Source organism: Kribbella sp., assembly GCF_035655035.1.
In the GTDB taxonomy this organism is placed as follows: Bacteria; Actinomycetota; Actinomycetes; order Propionibacteriales; family Kribbellaceae; genus Kribbella.
This window is the reverse complement of record NZ_DASRVN010000262.1, coordinates 1-3,310: the sequence shown is the minus strand read 5'-3', so window position 1 is coordinate 3,310 and position 3,310 is coordinate 1. Positions and strand designations below refer to the sequence as shown.

At 66.0% G+C, this 3,310-nt stretch carries 4 protein-coding genes; all 4 read left to right on the top strand.

Translation table 11 applies throughout. The features are described from left to right. Positions 1 to 1,072: ABC transporter substrate-binding protein (locus VFF46_RS15435; RefSeq protein ID WP_325037800.1), on the top strand; the 1,072-nt coding region annotated here is incomplete at its 5' end. After that, positions 1,069 to 1,944 (top strand): sugar ABC transporter permease, encoded by an 876-nt coding sequence (locus VFF46_RS15430; protein WP_325037799.1) that lies wholly within the window; start codon positions 1,069 to 1,071, stop codon positions 1,942 to 1,944. The genes VFF46_RS15435 and VFF46_RS15430, both read left to right, overlap by 4 nt. Next, on the top strand, positions 1,931 to 2,740 hold the full coding sequence (locus VFF46_RS15425) for a carbohydrate ABC transporter permease (protein WP_325037798.1): 810 nt from the start codon (positions 1,931 to 1,933) through the stop codon (positions 2,738 to 2,740). The genes VFF46_RS15430 and VFF46_RS15425 overlap by 14 nt, the downstream gene beginning before the upstream one ends. Positions 2,741 to 2,836: 96 nt before the next feature. Beyond that, positions 2,837 to 3,310: SDR family oxidoreductase (locus VFF46_RS15420; RefSeq protein WP_325037797.1), on the top strand; the 474-nt coding region annotated here is incomplete at its 3' end.

Below are 3,310 nucleotides of genomic sequence, written 5' to 3'. Positions count from 1 at the left end.
CGGCATGGAGCCGGTCGGGTACTCCGACTCGAACACGTACACGGCGTTCATCCGGTCCTCGTTCCGGACCAAGGAGAAGGCCGACCTGTTCACCTGGCACACCGGCAAGGAGCTTCAGGATCTGGTGGACCAGAAGCTCGTTGCCGAGACCACTGACCAGTGGACCAAGGCGGTTGCCGACGGCAACGTGCCCGAGCAGCTGAAGCAGTACTTCACCTACGACAACAAGCAGTACTGCGTCCCGTTGAACGCCGGGTACTGGGTGATGTACTACAACAAGGCGGTCTTCAAGAAGGCCGGGATCACCGCGGCGCCGACCACCTGGGCCGAGCTGTTGCAGGCGGCCGACAAGGTGAAGGCGATCGGCGTGAAGCCGTTCTACCAGACCAACATCCTGTTCTCGTTCGTCTGGTTCGAGACGCTGCTGGCCGGCAAGGACCCGGACCTGTACGACCGGCTCGCGACCGGCAAGGCGAAGTACACCGACCAGGGTGTCGTCGACGTGATGAACGAGTGGAAGAAGCTGATCGACGCCGGCGACTTCAGCGACCCGGGCTCGAAGACCGAGCCGCAGGCGCAGCTGAAGAACGGCGACGTCGCGATGATCAACTTCGGCACCTGGTTCAGCGGCAACCTGAACACGCTGAAGATGAAGGCCGGCACCGACTACGACTTCTTCGTGATCCCGAACGTGAACCCGTCGCTGCCGAAGACCTCGATGATCTTCGAGACCGGCCCGGTCTGCTCGGCGGCCGCGTCCGACCACGCGTCGACCGTGAAGAAGTGGACCGACTGGTGGCTCACCCCGAAGGCCCAGACCGACTGGGCGAACTCGCGCGGCGACCTGTCGTTCAACCCGAAGGCCGAGGTCAAGGACCCGGGGCTGGCCAAGCTCAACAAGGACGTCAACGGGTACCGGTTGATCAACCGGTGGTTCGAGGCGACACCGGTGCCGGTCGCGAACAAGGCGCTCGAGGTGTTCGGCGCGTTCGTGACGAAGCCGGGTGACCCGATGCCGGGCCTGCAGAAGATCCAGGCCGAGGCGGACGCGTACTGGGCCAAGCAGAAGTGAAGGATCGAACCGGGGCGCGGGCGGCGCCACTGTTCGGGCTGCCCGCGGCAGCTGTCGTCGCCCTGCTCCTGTACCTGCCGTTCCTGTGGACGACGTACGTCAGCTTCACCTCGTACGACGGGCTGGCGTCACCGGTGTGGTCCGGGCTGGCCAACTACAAGGCGATGTTCAGCGACCCCGACCTGATCGGGGCGCTGGTCAACACGCTGCTGTGGGTGGTCGGCATGATCACGCTGCCGGTGGCGCTCGGCCTGCTGGTCGCCGTACTGACGTACGGGCACCGCTGGGGTACCTGGCTGCGGCTGCCGTTCCTGCTGCCGTACGCGATCTCCGGTGTGGCCGTTGGTGTCATCTGGGGCTTCGTACTGCAGCCGGACGGCGCACTGGGTCAGGCACTCGGGTTCTTCGGGCTCCCGGGTGCCCACACCGGCTGGCTGCAGTCAGGCCCCGGCAACACGATCATGATGATCGTGGCGGTCACCTGGCAGGCCGCCGGCGTCAATGCCCTGCTCTTCGTCGTGGGTCTCCAGTCGATCCCTACCGAGCCCCTGGAGGCTGCGCGCCTCGATGGTGCCGACGGCTTCAAGCTCTTCCGCTACCACCTCTGGCCACAGCTCAGAGCCATCACCACGGTCGTCATCGGACTGTCGCTCGTCGGCAGCCTCAAGACCTTCGACGTGGTCTGGGTGATGACCCAAGGCGGCCCAGGTACGTCCTCGGAGACGCTGGCGTTGTCCATGTACAAGCAGACGTTCGTACTGAACGACTACGGCCAAGGCGCCGCGATCGCGCTGTTCCTGAGCCTGGTGACGTTCGCGGCCTCGATCCTGTACCTGCGTTACCAGTTGGGGGACGCCCGTGAGCAAGGTTAAGACGGCGTTCCTGCTGGTGCTGGGCCTGCTCTGGCTGGCACCGGTGTACCTGCTGATCGTCAACGCGTCCAAGTCCGTCGACGGGTACGACGCCAAGACCGTGTGGAAACCCGCCGGGTTCGACCTGTTCGCGAACTTCGGTGACGCGTGGAGCAAGGCGTCGCTCGGCGACACGTTGGTGTCGACGACGATGTACAGCGTGGTCGCGCCGGTGCTCGCGGTGCTGATCGGCGCGGCCGCCGGGTACGCGATCGTCGTACTGCGGCTGAAGCACGGGTTCTTGTGGTTCGTGTTCGTCTTCGGCGGGACGATCTTCCCGTTGCAGATGATCCTGATGCCGCTGTTCTCCGGGTACGCCGACTCCGGGCTGTACGACACCCGGGTCGGGATGATCATCGTGTACACCGCGATCAGCGTGCCGTTCTCGGCGTTCGTGATGCGGAACTTCTTCACCGGGATCGCGCGCAGCGTGTTCGAGGCCGCGATCGTCGACGGCGGCGGGCTGTTCCGGATCTTCCGCAGCATCTACCTGCCGATGGCCGGGTCCGCGCTGGCCGCGATCTTCATCCTGCAGGCGACGTTCGTCTGGAACGACCTGCTGCTCGGCCTCACCCTCAGCCAGTCCGACTCGGTCCGCCCGATCATGCCGGCCCTCACCGGCCTACAGAGCACGTACGGCGGCGCCGCCCTGCCGACGGTCCTGGCCGGCGGCCTGCTCGTCTCGCTCCCCACCGTGATCCTGTTCCTCGCCGCCCAACGCTTCTTCTCCCGGGGCCTGGCCCTGGGCCAGTTCTGAAAGGACGCATATGTCGTACTCGCGGATCCCCAGGCCATCACCATCGCCCGAGCGCGGACGCGCTGAGCGTGCGCCGCAGGGAAACGGAGGATTGTGATGGCCCTGGGATCCGGTGCCCGGACGGTCGTGGTCACCGGCGGCGCTGCCGGCATCGGCCGAGGTGCCGTCGAACGGTACTTGGCAGCCGGCGACCAAGTGATCGTGCTCGACCGGAACATCTCTTCTCTTGATGACCGGGTAACCGGCATCCAGGTAGATGTCTCGGACCGCACCGCGCTGGCCGCGGTCGCGGAGGAACTCGGCGCGGTGGACGCGCTGGTGTGTGCGGCTGGCATCCAGCGGTACGGAACTGTTGTCGACACGCCTGCGACCGTGTACGACGAAGTGATGGCGGTGAACGTCGGTGGGGTGTTCTTCGCCTGCCAGGCGTTCGTCCCGAAGTTGCCGCGCGGCGGAAGTGTTGTCGTGGTCTCCTCCGTGCAGGCGTACGCCGCGCAAACCGGCGTCGCGGCGTACTCGATGGGCAAAGGCGCCCTGCTCAGCCTGGTCCGCGCGATGGCGGTCGACCAC